The organism is Dolichospermum sp. DET69 (assembly GCA_017355425.1).
Classification (GTDB): domain Bacteria; phylum Cyanobacteriota; class Cyanobacteriia; order Cyanobacteriales; family Nostocaceae; genus Dolichospermum.
The window spans coordinates 2389394-2404521 of the sequence record CP070233.1; the positions used below are offsets into that span (position 1 = coordinate 2389394).

The 15128-nt window shown below is 39.1% G+C and carries 19 protein-coding genes and 1 tRNA gene; 16 read left to right on the top strand and 4 right to left on the bottom strand.

All coding sequences use genetic code 11. The features are described from left to right. Positions 1-148: 148 nt before the first annotated feature. The 7 genes from psbZ (at position 149) to EZY12_10960 (ending at position 5170) form a co-directional block, all read left to right on the top strand. Positions 149-337 carry a photosystem II reaction center protein PsbZ gene (psbZ, locus tag EZY12_10930; GenBank protein QSX70029.1) on the top strand — a complete coding sequence of 63 codons (189 nt, stop codon included), beginning with the start codon at positions 149-151 and terminating at the stop codon, positions 335-337. Between the two features lie 529 nt (positions 338-866). Next, positions 867-1358, top strand: a complete 492-nt coding sequence (locus tag EZY12_10935; GenBank protein QSX70030.1) for a 6,7-dimethyl-8-ribityllumazine synthase — start codon at positions 867-869, stop codon at positions 1356-1358. Between the two features lie 137 nt (positions 1359-1495). Beyond that, a tRNA-Gly gene (locus tag EZY12_10940) sits at positions 1496-1567 on the top strand. Positions 1568-1855: 288 nt separating this feature from the next. Beyond that, positions 1856-2263 carry a hypothetical protein gene (locus EZY12_10945; protein ID QSX70031.1) on the top strand — a complete coding sequence of 136 codons (408 nt, stop codon included), beginning with the start codon at positions 1856-1858 and terminating at the stop codon, positions 2261-2263. Positions 2264-2266: 3 nt separating this feature from the next. After that, entirely contained in the window at positions 2267-3532 is a 1266-nt protein-coding gene (locus EZY12_10950) for a glutamate-5-semialdehyde dehydrogenase (GenBank protein QSX70032.1), read from the top strand. A gap of 107 nt (positions 3533-3639) precedes the next feature. After that, positions 3640-4830 carry a hypothetical protein gene (locus EZY12_10955; protein ID QSX70033.1) on the top strand — a complete coding sequence of 397 codons (1191 nt, stop codon included), beginning with the start codon at positions 3640-3642 and terminating at the stop codon, positions 4828-4830. A gap of 13 nt (positions 4831-4843) precedes the next feature. Next, positions 4844-5170, top strand: a complete 327-nt coding sequence (locus EZY12_10960; GenBank protein ID QSX70034.1) for a hypothetical protein — start codon at positions 4844-4846, stop codon at positions 5168-5170. Between the two features lie 470 nt (positions 5171-5640). On the opposite strand, the gene EZY12_10965 is transcribed toward EZY12_10960, so the two are convergent. Both EZY12_10965 and EZY12_10970 read right to left on the bottom strand, forming a co-directional pair. Beyond that, positions 5641-5970: a hypothetical protein gene (locus tag EZY12_10965; protein QSX70873.1), complete on the bottom strand. Its 330-nt coding sequence runs from the start codon at positions 5968-5970 to the stop codon at positions 5641-5643. Positions 5971-6014: 44 nt separating this feature from the next. After that, entirely contained in the window at positions 6015-6446 is a 432-nt protein-coding gene (locus EZY12_10970; GenBank protein QSX70035.1) for a DUF29 family protein, read from the bottom strand. 451 nt (positions 6447-6897) lie between these two features. Here EZY12_10970 and EZY12_10975 point away from each other — a divergent pair, with 451 nt between their 5' ends. Continuing rightward, positions 6898-7332 (top strand): DUF29 domain-containing protein, encoded by a 435-nt coding sequence (locus tag EZY12_10975; GenBank protein ID QSX70036.1) that lies wholly within the window; start codon positions 6898-6900, stop codon positions 7330-7332. Between the two features lie 35 nt (positions 7333-7367). Here EZY12_10975 and EZY12_10980 read toward each other — a convergent pair whose 3' ends face one another. Further along, entirely contained in the window at positions 7368-8450 is a 1083-nt protein-coding gene (locus EZY12_10980; GenBank protein QSX70037.1) for an ATP-binding protein, read from the bottom strand. A 198-nt stretch (positions 8451-8648) separates the two neighbouring features. On the opposite strand from EZY12_10980, the gene EZY12_10985 reads away from it, so the two are divergent. After that, the gene (locus EZY12_10985; protein QSX70038.1) at positions 8649-9308 is read left to right on the top strand and encodes a Uma2 family endonuclease; all 660 of its coding nucleotides are present in this window, start codon (positions 8649-8651) and stop codon (positions 9306-9308) included. Positions 9309-9371: 63 nt separating this feature from the next. Here the strand turns inward: EZY12_10985 and EZY12_10990 are convergent, their stop codons facing one another. Further along, the gene (locus EZY12_10990) at positions 9372-9848 is read right to left on the bottom strand and encodes an NAD(P)H-quinone oxidoreductase subunit N (GenBank protein ID QSX70039.1); all 477 of its coding nucleotides are present in this window, start codon (positions 9846-9848) and stop codon (positions 9372-9374) included. An 871-nt stretch (positions 9849-10719) separates the two neighbouring features. Between EZY12_10990 and EZY12_10995 the strand changes: the two genes are divergently transcribed. From EZY12_10995 to rpsC, 7 genes are all read left to right on the top strand, one after another. Continuing rightward, positions 10720-11358, top strand: a complete 639-nt coding sequence (locus EZY12_10995; protein QSX70040.1) for a 50S ribosomal protein L3 — start codon at positions 10720-10722, stop codon at positions 11356-11358. A 118-nt stretch (positions 11359-11476) separates the two neighbouring features. After that, on the top strand, positions 11477-12109 hold the full coding sequence (gene rplD, locus EZY12_11000) for a 50S ribosomal protein L4 (protein ID QSX70041.1): 633 nt from the start codon (positions 11477-11479) through the stop codon (positions 12107-12109). After that, positions 12102-12419: a 50S ribosomal protein L23 gene (locus tag EZY12_11005; protein QSX70042.1), complete on the top strand. Its 318-nt coding sequence runs from the start codon at positions 12102-12104 to the stop codon at positions 12417-12419. Before rplD ends, EZY12_11005 begins: the two co-directional genes overlap by 8 nt. Positions 12420-12517: 98 nt before the next feature. After that, positions 12518-13381 (top strand): 50S ribosomal protein L2, encoded by an 864-nt coding sequence (gene rplB, locus EZY12_11010; protein QSX70043.1) that lies wholly within the window; start codon positions 12518-12520, stop codon positions 13379-13381. 147 nt (positions 13382-13528) lie between these two features. Beyond that, a complete protein-coding gene (gene rpsS, locus EZY12_11015; protein QSX70044.1) occupies positions 13529-13807 on the top strand; it encodes a 30S ribosomal protein S19 in 279 nt (92 codons plus the stop codon). Between the two features lie 95 nt (positions 13808-13902). Continuing rightward, the gene (gene rplV / locus EZY12_11020) at positions 13903-14262 is read left to right on the top strand and encodes a 50S ribosomal protein L22 (GenBank protein ID QSX70630.1); all 360 of its coding nucleotides are present in this window, start codon (positions 13903-13905) and stop codon (positions 14260-14262) included. Positions 14263-14319: 57 nt separating this feature from the next. After that, the gene (rpsC, locus tag EZY12_11025; protein QSX70045.1) at positions 14320-15108 is read left to right on the top strand and encodes a 30S ribosomal protein S3; all 789 of its coding nucleotides are present in this window, start codon (positions 14320-14322) and stop codon (positions 15106-15108) included. Positions 15109-15128 lie beyond the last annotated feature (20 nt).

Sequence of the window (15128 nt, forward strand, 5' to 3'; positions counted from 1 at the left end):
AGAAGTGAGCAACTGTGACAAAGCAGACGTAAAATATTAATTGATCAGGCGATGCCTTGTGAGTTCATAAGGTTCACTGAAAAACCCAGACTCTTTATACAGTAGCAGTTCTGGGTAACTAAGATTTAATTATGTTGGGAAAAACAAAATGAGCATAGTATTTCAAATCGCTTTAATATCATTAGTCTTGTTCTCCTTCGTGCTTGTGGTTGGTGTACCCGTTGTTTACGCCACACCTCAAAATTGGGTAGAATCTAAAAAACTACTCTGGGTTGGTTCGGGAATTTGGACGGTTTTAGTCGTGTTAGTTGGTATATTAAACTTTTTTGTGGTTTAGTCGAACGCTTTAACTATTCACTAACGCATACCATAAACATTCTTGTGAGCAGAAAAGCTCAGTAAAGAGTCAAAAAAGAAAAATCTTTCTTTTTCTAAACGACTTTTTCCTGATTGTGCTTTCCTGCTCTTCTATTTTGATTATGGAAAAGTATATTAGTAAAGCAGTTACAGCGGTTTTCGCTCTTATGAGGTACATCTTAGCCCCCTATCGAAGAGCGGGGAGGGGGTTGGGGGCTGACAGGTGTAGGTTTTTAATATTCTCTGTAAAGGCCAGACCGGGAAGACAAGGAAGGAAAGTAGACAAGGAGGATTTTATCCACAAAATACTCAATTCATGGGTTATTTTGTTACTAACTATACATTCATTTGTCCGGTTTTCCTCCCTTGTCACCTTGTCTACCTTGTCCACCAAGTCTTGTCCTCAAGACAATGTAAAAAACCTACACTTGTCAGGGGGTTGGGGGTGGGGTTCTTGTACCTCATAACACAAAGGAAGTGCTGTATTGTAAATTTATTTAGAGGCAGTTATGGCAGTTTTTGAAGGAAATTTTCTGCAAACCGAGTCTTTTCGGTTTGCATTGGTAATCGCTCGCTTTAATGATCTTGTCACCCTGAAACTAGTAGAAGGATGTAAAGATTGCTTAAAACGCCACGGTATCAATCCTGACCCTGAAGGCGAGCAAGTAGATTATGTATGGGTTCCCGGTAGTTTTGAAGTTGCTAATGTAGCCCGTCAGTTAGCCATGTCTGGGCGTTATGATGCCATAATTTGCCTTGGTGCAGTGATCAAAGGACAAACACCACATTTTGATTATGTATCGGCAGAAGTTTCTAAAGGCGTTGCTGCGGCTAGTTTCCAAACAGGTGTACCTGTAATTTTTGGTATTTTGACCACAGATACCATGCAACAGGCATTAGAACGAGCCGGCATTAAGAGTAATTATGGTTGGGAATATGCCATGAATGCCATAGAAATGGCTAGTCTCATGCGTCAATTACGCCCGAATTTAGCGAGTTAGTCAGTTGTCAGTTGTCAGTTGTCAGTGGCAAAATTATTTCCCCCTGCACCCTGCTCTCTACCCCCCTGAAAAAAGAATTTAATTTAGGGGTTGACAACTGAGAGTAAATCTGGAATAATAAATTTATTGGTGAAAACGCGGGTGTAGCTCAGTGGTAGAGCGCAACCTTGCCAAGGTTGATGTCGTGGGTTCGAATCCCATCACCCGCTTTTTAGTTAAAGAAAGTATATGAAAATAAGACTAACTGCTTTTCCATATCTACTAACTTAGTAGATGGAAAATATTCCAGATTCTCTTGTAGTGCAGGCATAAACAGTCTGCTAATAATACAAGGACGGGCAGGATGCCCATCCCACAAAATTGGATAATTTTTTTGTAAAGTTCTCTTAGTAGACTTTCCGAACTATATCATTAGAAGTAATTTTAGGTTTACCCGTGCTGATTTTCAGGAAAATTGAGGAATAATGTAAAAACCGCCCAAGTTATTTAGCTCGCTTGTGCAACCTCAAAAACCAGATAAAATTGATTTAAATACGGAATATGCTTGTCCTTGTCGTCGCAAAGGACAGTTAATTCCTATTGTACTAACAGAAGCCTTCGGATGCGATCGCTGTCAGCAGATTTTTGTAGTCGAAGGAAATGGATATGTATTAGAACAACTTACTACCACCCATCCCTATAAGCGGGCTTGGCGCTGGAAAGGTAATACTTGGCAAGTTGTTCAACCTCGCTTAGGACAAAGTTATTTACCAATAGCACTAAGCGTTATTTTTGTGTTAGTCATTATATGGCTACCATTAGCCCTGCGGTTGGCTACGAGTTCCAGTATTCTCGCTTGGGCAATGGTAGCGATACTATTGGCAATTCTACCCGCACTAATGGTCTGGCTTACTTACAGACGATAACCCATGATAGGTGAAGTGATTGATGATTACCCCGAACCTATGACAAGTGCCAAACGCGCTTTTCAGGCTTCCCTGAAATTGGGAACGACTAAGGGAATAGAGAGGAGTCGCGCTGTGTTAGCAATGGCACAAGCGATAGAAAATGATTTTGATGAAATTCTCGAAGCTAATACCCTGGATTTGGAAGCCAGTCGAGAAATGGCAGTTCCCGAATTAATTTTGGACTGGTTGAAGTTAACTCCTTCTCGGTTGGAGAATACAATCAAGATTCTTCAACGATTGGGAGAATTATCTGATCCTTTGCGACGGGTAAGAACTGCTGATTATCAACAGGAGGATTCTCAAAGTTATACTCAGTTAATGCCTTTAGGGGTAATTGCTTTTATTTATGAGGCTTTCCCGGATCTAGGGGCGATCGCTGCTGGTTTTTGTATAAAAACTGGCAATAGTATTATTCTCAAAGGGAGTACAGAATCTAGTAATTCTAATACAGCGATCGCTAACGCACTGCAAACAGCTATTACTAAAGTCGGTTTACCAGAAGGTTCTGTAGAATTAATCACCGATGAACATGGTGCTTCAATCCGAGATTTAGTCACCCAGGATCAGTATTTAAATTTAGTTATTCCCTACGGACGTTCCAGTTTGATTCAACAGGTAGTTAGACAAGCAACTTGCCCAGTTTTAAAATCAGCAATGGGCAATTGTTACCTGTACTGGTCAGTGAATAGCAGCTTAGAAATGATCCGCTGGATGATTATGGATAGCCATGAAAGTGAACCAGATCAAGTAAATGCCATTGAAAAAGTATTAATTCATCGTCAGGCATTACCTTCTTCTTTATCAGTGCTGTGGGGTAGTTTAAAAGAAAAAGGTTTTGAACTTAAAGGTGATGCGGAATTAGTGGCGGCATTTCCTCAATTACAATTAGCAAAGGATGAAGAATGGGGAATACCTTATTTAACCAAAACAGTAGCTTTTAAATTAGTAGATAGTTTAGAAAGTGCGATCGCTTGGATTAATCACTATAGTAGCAGTCATGCTGACAGTATCGTTACCGAATCCTACCAAGAAAGTCGCCAATTTGCATTAGGAGTAAATAGTGCCTCTACTTACATTAATGCTTCCCCTCGCTTTTCCCGTCATTCCTCACGGGGAGAAGCTGTATTTTTAGGAATGTCCAATCAAAAAGGACATCGCAGGGGATTTATTAGTTTGGAGACTTTAACCACTGTGAAGCACATCATTCAGGGGAATGGACGGTTTTAGTAGTGAGGAGTGAGAAGTAAAACTGTTATATATTTAAAATAGTCATTAAATATATTCAGCTATTTCTCACAGTCCGCACAATTTTATAAATAGGGAGTTTCAGTTATATGTCAAACCGACTAAAGCTTTTTCGAGAAAGAATGGCAGCTTTTGAAGGTGCAGCAAATCCATCTGAAGCAATTGAAAGCGGTTATTATGTTCACGCACCAGGAAAATTACTGGTAGATACTATTTCCGGTCGCATAGCACTACGTCCATCTTCTTCACATCTTCTTTTAGGGGGAATTGGATCTGGTAAAACAACTCAATTATTAGTTGCTTGTCAACAAATTAATGAAATAGAAGATACCCATGCAATCTATGTAGACGTTAGTTTATATACAGATATTTCTAAAATAACAAGTGGTGTTCTCACTGCGATCGCTGGATTAGAACTTGCTAAACTAATCGAAGATAGTGAAGATGAACATATTATACAATCTATAGATTCAATTCGTAATCTGGCAAATGGTTATACATACTACTATGATCACAATGATGACTATGATAACTACGACTCAGACTTGATCAGCAGAAAAGGTATTATTCCGAAAAAATCAGAAGGATATGGTATCAGTTTAGAGTTACTAGAACTGGTTAGCAAATTAAGTAAAGCTGCTTCTGAAAAATATGGAAATATCGTTTTTTTATTTGATGGACTTGATAGATTAGACGATACTAAAGTCTTTATGCAGCTTGTGTATTCTGATGCAAAAGCAATATCATCTGTGGGTATTGGTTTAGTATTAGTAGGTTCATTAACTGCAATCTATGGTAATTATCGTGATACAGTTGATAACAGTTTAGATTACTTTTGCTATCAGCCATTCTTTGATGTAGAAAATGATTTAGAAGCTTATAATTTCTTTGAAGAAATTATTCAAACTCGCTCATCTGAAGATTTTATAGAAAAATCTGCAATTAGAGTATTGATTCTCTCTTCTGGTGGAGTTTTACGAGACTTCATTACTTTGACACAAGCATCTATTGAGGAAACATATCTGTCAGGAGAAAATCAGGTAGGACAAAAACAAGTGTTAAAGGCTGTTGATGATTTTAGTAGAAGTCAACTACTCGGAGTTTCAGATAAAGAGTTAAATATTCTTGAGCAAGTTATCAAAACTAAAACATTTATTCCTAGAACTGATGAAGATTTGAGATTACTGGTAAGAAGACTGATTTTGGAGTATCGAGAGCCAAAAATAAGTTATGCAGTTCATCCAGCAATTAAACAAATATTAGAACAAATACCAGTTTAAAGCTATTGTTAAAATGATTAATTTACTTACATCACTTTCTATTGATGAATTTTTACAGCGAATTGGCTCACAACCAAAGGGAAATACTTGGTCAGCACTCATTACTTCAAATTTAGATAGTCAGCAATTAGTAGATGATTTACAAGAAACACTTACCATTTTTGCAGAATGTAAAGTGGGATGTTTCTCTGCAAATAATGAAGCTAATACTCTAGTAAAACAAATTATTAATGCAACTGAAGATTATTTAATTCTTGGGAACTTTAGAAATATTTCTAGTTTATTATTCTTTCATCCTAAAAATCCTCAAATCCTGAAAATCCTGATTCAGACAAATTAATATTCTTCACATCCTAAAAATCCTCAAATCCTGAAAATCCTGATTCAGACAAATTAATATTCTTCACATCCTAAAAATCCTCAAATCCTGAAAATCCTGATTCAGACAAATTAATATTCTTCACATCCTAAAAATCCTCAAATCGGTGGAAATCCTGATTCAGACAAATTAATATTCTTGACATCCTAAAAATCCTCAAATCCTGAAAATCCTGATTCAGACAAATTAATGTTCTTGACATCCTAAAAATCCTCAAATCCTGAAAATCCTGATTCAGACAAATTAATATTCTTCACATCCTAAAAATCCTCAAATCCTGAAAATCCTGATTCAGACAAATTAATATTCTTCACATCCTAAAAATCCTCAAATCCTGAAAATCCTGATTCAGACAAATTAATATTCTTCACATCCTAAAAATCCTCAAATCCTGAAAATCCTGATTCAGACAAATTAATATTCTTCACATCCTAAAAATCCTCAAATCCTGAAAATCCTGATTCAGACAAATTAATGTTCTTGACATCCTGAAAATCCTCAAATCCTGAGCATCCTGATTCAGACAAATTAATATTCTTCACATCCTGAAAATCCTCAAATCCTGAAAATCCTGATTCAGACAAATTAATACTCTTCACATCCTGAAAATCCTCAAATCCTGGAAATCCTGATTCAGACAAATTAATATTCTTCACATCCTGAAAATCCTCAAATCCTGGAAATCCTGATTCAGACAAATTAATATTCTTCACATCCTGAAAATCCTCAAATCCTGAGCATCCTGATTCAGACAAATTCACATCCTGAAAATCCTAAAATCCTGGAAATCCTGATTCAGACAAAATTAATTCTCTCCTCCCAAAATCAAATCCATAGCTTCCTGAATAACCTCATCTTGATTAACAAAATCCCCCAATTCATCTGCTGTATATCTCCCTTCAAAAGCCTCCAAAGCAGCCTTTCTTAAAGCCGATTGGTAAGCATCTTGTAAAGTTTCTAATAACTCATCCTCTTGCAAATAAAAACCCTTATCCTTGGGACGTTGATTAGTGCGTTGAATTTGCTTAACAGAATTAAAAATAGAAGTTTCCCAAGACCTAGTACAACGTTTTTCAGCCCCTTGTTTAATCAAATGCAATAACAAAATAATCCCATAACTAAAAATCTTATTTAACTTATCAGACTTACTCATTTCCTCTAACTCTTCCACCAAATCCAAAGCTTCTAAAACTTTTCCCTCATGCAATAATTCTTTTAACATTAATAACTCTTCCATACTCCCTTTCCTCCTCTGAGTCTCTGTTGTTAAATTGGAATAAGACATACATATATTTTCTAGCATAAGCGATCGCTATCAACACAGCTTGACAAATTCCTATCCTGAAAATCCTAAAATCGGTGGAAATCCTGATTCAGACAAATTCCTATCCTGAAAATCCTAAAATCGGTGGAAATCCTGATTCAGACAAATTCCTATCCTGAAAATCCTAAAATCGGTGGAAATCCTGATTCAGACAAATTCCTATCCTGAAAATCCTAAAATCCTGGACATCCTGATTCAGACAAATTCCTATCCTGAAAATCCTAAAATCCTGGACATCCTGATTCAGACAAATTCCTATCCTGAAAATCCTAAAATCCTGGACATCCTGATTCAGACAACTTCACATCCTGAAAATCCTGATTCAGACAATTAAATCTTATATAGTAGTTTACAGGTAAAAACCATGAATACACTGTACAATTCTGATTTTTATGGATGGACAAAAACACAAGCACAACTACTAAGAGAAGAAAAATGGGAAACACTAGATAAACTCAACTTAATTGAAGAGATAGAAACATTGGGAAGACAAGAAAGAAGAGAATTAACTAATCAGTTAGCCTTGTTATTAGGACATTTATTAAAATGGCAATATCAACCAGAAAAACGTAGTAATAGTTGGTTAGCAACAATTCGAGAACAACAGACTCAAATCAACCGAATATTAGCAGATAGTCCCAGCTTAAAATCCTATTTAGAAGAAGCCTTTTTATTAAGTTATCAAGACGGAATTAACTTAGCAGTCAAAGAAACCAACCTACCGTATGAAACCTTTCCAGAAAATTGTAATTATGCAATCACAGAAATATTAGAAACGGAATTTTTACTAGAATCATAACCTTCTTCCTTCGCGCCTTTGCGTGAGAAACAAAATCAACCCAACCGTTCTCTTAACCACAAAGCTAACAAAGGCATAGCTAACCGATAACCATGTTCAGCATCATAAATTAAACCCTTGTGCTGTAAACCAATTAACGCACCTTGCAGACTTCCACCCCGTGAAAGTCCATGCTTTTGAATATACTCCTTACTCTGCGGTTTATCAGTCGGATCAATAGCCAAAGATTCTAATAAATGTACCTGATTTGCTGGTAACAACATCAACAAAGATTCATAAATCATTGATAAATCTTTCAACAGTCCTGATATAGCCTTTTGGACATCTTCTTCCCTAATTAAACCATCTGCACAACGCGACGCAGATAACCGCCGAATAATCGCCATACCATCGCCAGTATGTCCCTCTACAGCCTCTAGAAATAGCTGTAAGGCTTGACTATGACAGTCAAACGTGAAGCCTTCCGTATGTAAAATTTCTCTAGCCCACAAAGCCACAACATCTTTAGATAAAGGTGCTAACTGGATAGTTTCTAGCGGATCATTAGTATCATCTGGATGTTGGCTAGACTCAGCAATAGTGGCTATTAAAACATAGCTAACATGAGGATAAGCCTTAACTTCCCGTCTAAATGTAGTTTCCCACAAACCTTGACGATCCCAAGAACGAATATGGGGAAAACTTTCTAAAATTAGCAATATGCGTTGATTTAAATCAACCGCCATTATTTCTAACAATTTTAACAAATTGGCGAAGGCTTGCCAAAGTTGTTTTTGTTCTAAAGAACGAATCAATTTGAGTTGGTTTTCAGAATTAAATTCAAAAAATTCTAATGAATTTTGATGCACCCACTTTTGAATTTTTCCTATTTCCCAGTTTTCACTAATTGCTTCTACCAATAATTGCACAAATCTTTCCGCTTCTGTAGCCCGAATACAGTCTATTTCCAACATAACTGTATTAACTTCCTGTGCTGCACCCCTAACTAAAGTCCGTCTCCCACTCCCAGGAACTCCAGTAATCAATAAATCACCATCTTTAGCAAGTATTTCAATAATGCGCTGAAATTCTCCAGAACGCCCAATTAATTGTAATGGAGTAGACAAATTCAAATTCACTCATTTCTCACTTTTGTATTCAACAGCTACTTATCGCGGTATGCACTTGAACGATATACATCATAAGCCCCCTCCTCGCTTGCGGGGAGGGGGTTGGGGGTGGGGTTCTTGTATCTTATTCAACCGAGAACCGCTACAATAAAGTATAAAATAAAATCAACAGTATAATACTAATATAAGCTAAATTTGAAGGCATATATGGTTAGTACAACAACTAAACCAAACAAAATTATCGAGGAAACTACCCCAGCAGAACAAAGAGTAGTTTTTCACAACATTACTTGGCAAAATTATCAGCAAATTTTAGCAGCACTAGGGCAAAGTCGTTCTTCTCGACTTATCTATGATCAAGGAACACTAGAAATTACCATGCCTTTAGAAGAACATGAAAGTGCTACCAGATTAATTGAATTATTCATCCGCATTTTGGTAGAAGAAAGTGGATTAAAAATAAAAACAATGGGTTCAACTACCTTAAATCGTGATGATTTACAAAGAAGTGCTGAACCTGATAACTGTTATTACATTCAAAATCAACCTCAAGTAGCAGGTAAAAAAGTTGATTTAAACGAAGATCCTCCACCCGACCTAATTGTAGAAGTAGATATTACTCATACTGACATCAATAAACTGAACTTTTATGCCAGCATGGGTGTACCCGAATTTTGGCGTTATAACGGTGAAATATTGCAAATTTATCAACTTCAAAATCATCAATATGTTGAAGGAGAAAAAAGTCCCACATTTTCTATAATCACCAAACCAAAACTTTATCAATTTTTGCAAGATTGCCAAATAGATGAAGTTCAAGCTAGTAAATCCTTTCGTGCTTGGGTACAACAGGAAATACAGAATTAAGATATCCCCAAACAAACTGTAGGGGTGGGGTTTCCCCACCCTTGTAATCTCTTTGTAATTCGCTTAACTAGCTAACAGTGTCTTTTCCAAAGGAGTCCAGCGGAAAGTGCGATCGCCACCTCGCTCAATTACCACTTTAACCCGTGGTTCTAACTTAGGCAAATTCATTAAATACTCAACTTCCTGATCAGAAAGAATATATCCCTCAATAATCCACAACACCAAACCCTTAGACTTAGGTGGTAGTTGTTCCAAATGAGAACTGATCATTGGTGGTAAGTAATATACATCACCCACAGCCGCACCACTACTGTTGCTTCTTTTACCTAAATGAGGTGGTCTGACACCATGAACTTGAGTCAGATAAGCAGCCACATCACCCAGTCCCCTAGCAGTAATATGCAGGCCAACATAGCCAGCAGCCCGTAATCGGCGGAGATACCGACCTTCATAGCCCCCCTCCAGAGGGACATAAACACCCAACGCCCCAAATTTCTCCAAATTGCGGATGAAACTGTTGCCAGTAGTAATTAGTGCCATAGATTTTCTTCCTATCCCACCGAGATATCTCTATTATTCACTCTCTAGTCGTAGATTGAGTTAAATGAAGCTGCATATTTTCCATAATTTAGCAAATTCAAAGTCAGAATCTGGGCAAAATCGTCCACCCCCACCTCAGCACCCCATAAACATAGCAAAAAAAATACTAGACAAAAATTAATAAATGATTTATACTATTAGATTGTAGCCGGATAGTATAATTAGATAGCCATCTTTCTTATTTAGAGTTTCTAGTTAGTCCTAGCATCTGAGTTTCTAGTTAATTTCCCCAAAAGAATAAAACTGGCTCATCTAGTAAGAGACTGCTAAACTAAAAAAGCTTTCAGGTCAAATCAAGAGCGAAAGTCAAATTTAAGCTCCCACGCCAAATCACTCCCGTAAATCCTAAAAAAAATTAGGCAAGACCTCAAACAATAGTTTAAGGTATTAGAAGAAGTAGTTCTTGAGCGATAATGTTGGTTTAATGGCATTATGTTAAGTCTCAAGAAGTGGATACTGAGTGGAAATAACCATTTAAGTCCGACTACAACGGTAGAGTGCCAAAGCAATTGCTTGGACAAAAGCATTGCTGCACACAGCGCAAAGCAATAAAGCCTCGCATTGGATTGCAGAAGTAATACCTTCTCTGTAGAGCAGGCAGTTATTACTGTTATTTTGATTGAGTGAAAATAAACAAATTCACTAAAGCAAAAGGGACAAGAATTGTTGCGTCGCCAAGAATTTGCACTGTCTAACGCCAGTCCAAAATTCACAAAGGTAAAGTTTACACTCAAGCGACAGCGACAAAACCTATCCCCATTCGACTTCCAGGGCAAACCCAAAAAATAAAACGAAAGGAGAACCAGTAACTGTGTCTGTAGGTATTCTCGGCACCAAGCTGGGCATGACCCAAATCTTTGATGAAGCAGGAGTCGCTATTCCTGTCACTGTCATCAAAGCCGGTCCATGCACCGTTACGCAAGTTAAAACGAAACAGACCGACGGTTATGCTGCCATTCAAGTTGGTTATGGCGAAGTTAAACCCAAGGCACTGAACAGACCATTGTTGGGACATTTGGCTAAATCATCCGCCCCAGCACTCCGTCACTTAAATGAATATCGTACCGATAACTCTGGGGATTATACTTTAGGTCAAGAACTTAAAGCAGATCTTTTTAGTGCTGGTGAAATTGTAGATGTAGCTGGGACAAGTATTGGTCGCGGTTTTGCCGGCAACCAAAAGCGTAACAACTTTGCTCGTGGTCCCATGTCACACGGTTCCAAAAACCATAGAGCGCCAGGTTCTATCGGTGCTGGTACAACCCCAGGTCGTGTTTATCCCGGTAAAAGGATGGCAGGACGTTTAGGCGGTACCCGTGTCACAATTCGCAAACTGACAGTAATCCGAGTAGATGTAGAACGCAACTTAATTCTGATTAAGGGAGCTATTCCTGGTAAACCAGGAGCCTTAGTGAGCATTATTCCGGCAAATTTAGTTGGTAGAAAATAGTCATTGGTCATTAGTCATTAGTCATTGGTCATTAGTCAGGAGAAAAGACAACGAACAACTGACAACTGACAACTGACAACTGACAACTGACAACTGACAACTGACAAAGGACACAAAGATGGTAGAGAGTGTAATTAAAAATTGGCAAGGGGAGCAAGTCGGCCAGACAAGCTTTGAATTGCGAGTTGCCAAAGAAACGACAGCGGCGCATATCGTACACCGCGCTCTAGTCAGACAAATGACCAATTCTCGCCAAGGAACTGCCAGCACTAAAACTCGTGCAGAAGTTCGTGGTGGTGGTCGTAAACCTTGGCGGCAAAAAGGCACAGGTCGCGCCCGGGCTGGTTCTATTCGTTCACCATTGTGGCGGGGTGGTGGTGTAATCTTTGGACCAAAACCCAGAGATTTCAACATCAACATGAACCGCAAAGAACGCCGTTTGGCATTGCGGACAGCCTTTATTGGCCGTGCTGAAGATTTAATAGTTGTTGAAGAATTTAGCAACGAGTTACAGCGTCCTAAAACTAAGGATCTCGTAGCAGCATTAGGTAGATGGGGTGCTACACCAGAACAAAAGACACTTTTGATTTTGTCTGAAATAGCAGAAAACGTGCTTTTATCAGCTCGTAACATCGAAAACTTAAAACTGATTCCTGCTGACCAGTTAAACGTTTACGATTTACTCCATGCTGACAAAATTATCGTCACATCATCAACTCTAGACAAGATTCAGGAGGTCTATAGTGCCTAAAATAGTTGCTACCCGTGATTTACCGGATTTAGTGCGTCGCCCCATTCTCACCGAAAAAGCGACCATGCTCATGGAACAAAACAAATACACATTTGAAGTAATTCCTAAAGCCACTAAGCCACAAATTAGAGCCGCAATTGAAGACCTGTTTGCAGTTAAGGTCGTCAAAGTCAATACCGCTAATCCCCCACGCAAACAAAAACGTGTAGGTAGATTTATTGGTTACAAACCCCATTATAAGCGAGCTATTGTCACTGTTGCTCCTGGAGATGAAGAAAAAATTAGAAAAGTCCTCTTCCCAGAAGTTTAAAAATTTGAGATTTAAGATTTGAGATTGTAAACATTAATTAGTCCAAAATCCAAAATCTAAAATCCAAAATTAATTAATCCAAAATCCAAAATTGAACTATGGGTACTCGTTCTTATCGCCCTTATACCCCCAGTACTCGCCAAGTTATCATTTCTGACTTTGCCGAAATTACGAAAACTGAACCAGAAAAATCATTAACTGAATCAGTTCATCGTCCTAAAGGTCGGAACAATCAAGGGCGGATAACCAGCCGTCGTCGGGGTGGCGGACACAAACAACTTTACCGCATTATTGACTTCAAACGAGATAAGCGGAATATATCTGCTACAGTTACAGCCATTGAATACGATCCTAACCGGAATGCCCGGATCGCTTTGTTGTTGTATGAAGATGGCGAAAAACGCTACATCTTGCAACCAAATGGCATGACTGTCGGCACAAAGATCATTGCTGGACCTGAGTCTCCTATCGAAGATGGTAATGCCTTACCTCTATCGAATATTCCTTTAGGTACTGGTGTTCACAACGTCGAAATGATCCCAGGTAAAGGTGGTCAAATCGTCCGTGCTGCTGGTGCAGTAGCGCAAGTTGTTGCTAAAGACGGCAACTATGTCACTTTGAAGTTACCTTCTGGTGAAGTCCGGTTGATTCGCCGTGATTGCTACGCCACCATTGGCCAAGTTGGTAACACAGACGCAAGAAACCTGAGTGCTGGTAAAGCTGGACGGAATCGCTGGAAAGGCCGTCGTCCCAAAGTTCGTGGTAGTGCCATGAACCCAGTAGATCACCCACATGGTGGTGGTGAGGGTAGAGCGCCTATCGGTAGAGCTGGTCCTGTGACACCTTGGGGTAAACCAACCTTAGGTGCTAAGACTCGGAAGAAGAAGAAAGCCAGCAGCAAGTTAATTATCCGTCGTCGCCGCAAATCTTCTAAACGTGGTCGTGGTGGTCGTCAGTCTTAAGAATTTTAGATTTTAAATTTTGGATTTTAGATTGAGTCTATGTTTAAGTGTTCAAAGTTTTTGAAGCCTAAGATGAAGACAGCTTAATTATCCAAAATCCAAAATTAAGAAATTCAAAATCCGAAATCCAAAATCAAAAATTGAACTATGGGTCGTTCTTTAAAAAAAGGTCCTTTTGTTGCTGACCATCTGCTCAAGAAAATTGAGAAGTTGAACGCAAAAGATGAAAAACAAGTGGTCAAAACTTGGTCGAGAGCTTCGACAATTTTGCCCTTGATGGTAGGTCATACTATCGCTGTTCATAATGGACGGCAGCACATTCCTGTATTTGTCAATGAACAAATGGTCGGTCATAAGTTAGGAGAATTTGCTCCTACCCGTACCTATAGAGGTCATGGCAAAAGTGATAAAAAATCAGGGAGATAATCATTAGTCAGTAGTCAGTGGTCATTTAGTCCTCTTGCAACTGACAACGGACAACTGACAACAGACAACTGACAAAAACAGAGCAAGTTATGAAAATGGCAACTGACACTATTGAAGTTAAGGCGATCGCCCGTTTTATCCGCATTTCTCCCTATAAAGTGCGCCGTGTACTTGATCAAATTCGCGGGCGTTCATACCGAGAAGCACTAATCCTGCTCGAATTTATGCCCTATGGTGCTTGTGACCCAATATTAAAGGTTCTCAGAAGTGCCGCAGCTAATGCAGAGCATAATGCTGGCTTAGATAGATCCAGTTTGGTGATCAGTCAGGCATACGCCGACCAAGGTCCAGTGCTAAAACGGTTTCAACCCAGAGCGCAAGGTCGAGCTTACCAAATTCGCAAACCAACGTGTCATATCACTGTTGCTGTTTCCGCTGGCACTGCTGCCGAGTAAACAGCCAGATAAACACAAAAAAATTGCGTACAGTAAGAAATTTTAGAGGAAGCATTTGTGGGACAAAAAATTCATCCAGTCGGTTTTCGACTGGGTATAACTCAAGAACATCAATCCCGTTGGTTTGCAGAACCTGACCGTTATCCAGAACTTCTCCAAGAAGACTACAAACTCCGTCAGTACATTGAACAAAAACTAGGTAGATACGCTCAAAATAACGCCGGTATTTCCGAAGTAAGAATTGAGCGCAAAGCTGATCAAATCGACCTAGAAGTTCGGACAGCTAGACCAGGTGTGGTTGTAGGTCGTGGTGGTCAAGGTATTGAATCATTGCGGCTAGGATTGCAAGGAGCTTTGGGTGGTAATCGCCAAATTCGCATTAACGTTGTGGAAATCCAACGAGTTGATGCTGATGCTTACCTGATTGCTGAATACATTGCTCAACAATTAGAACGTCGCGTTTCCTTCCGTCGAGTTGTGCGTCAATCAATTCAACGCGCTCAAAGAGCAGGTGTACAAGGAATTAAAGTTCAAGTCGGTGGTCGGCTCAACGGTGCAGAAATTGCCCGCTCAGAGTGGACACGTGAAGGTAGAGTTCCTCTCCATACTTTACGCGCTGATATTGACTATTCTTCCTGTTCAGCTAAGACAACTTACGGAATTCTCGGCATTAAAGTTTGGGTATTTAAAGGAGAAATTATTCCTGGACAGGAACAAGCTCCCGAACAACCAGCTAGAGACCGTGACCGTGACCGTGACCGTGACCGTGGTGACCGTGACCGCGAACCCCGTCGGAAACAACAACGTCGCCGCCAACAGTTTGAAGATCGCTCCAATGAATCCTAGTCAATGCTCAATAGTCAGTA